The organism is Burkholderia stagnalis (genome assembly GCF_902830275.1).
Lineage (GTDB): Bacteria > Pseudomonadota > Gammaproteobacteria > Burkholderiales > Burkholderiaceae > Burkholderia > Burkholderia stagnalis.
On sequence record NZ_CADESW010000107.1, the window covers coordinates 1 to 342 of the forward strand.

Consider the following 342-nt stretch of genomic DNA (forward strand, 5'->3'; position numbering starts at 1 on the left):
CCGCAAGCGGGCACGACCGAACGACACAAACAAAAATGCCCGCACGAGGCGGGCATTTATTGTTTTGGCGGAGCGGACGGGACTCGAACCCGCGACCCCCGGCGTGACAGGCCGGTATTCTAACCAACTGAACTACCGCTCCAGCTTTCTTCACCCAACCTGCAGGACATTGCTGCGCGCCTGCAGGCTTTGCGACACTTCCAACGAAACGCCGCTGAATCTGGCGTCCCCTAGGGGATTCGAACCCCTGTACTCACCGTGAAAGGGTGATGTCCTAGGCCTCTAGACGAAGGGGACAAAATCTTTTCAGATCTGTCTGGTTTTCGCTATTAATTTTTCGTC

The 342-nt window shown here is 55.8% G+C and carries 2 tRNA genes; both read right to left on the minus strand.

The window, feature by feature from the left end:
- Positions 1–65: 65 nt before the first annotated feature.
- A tRNA-Asp gene (locus HWY45_RS36435) sits at positions 66–142 on the minus strand.
- A gap of 79 nt (positions 143–221) precedes the next feature.
- Positions 222–297, minus strand: a tRNA-Glu gene (locus HWY45_RS36440).
- Positions 298–342 lie beyond the last annotated feature (45 nt).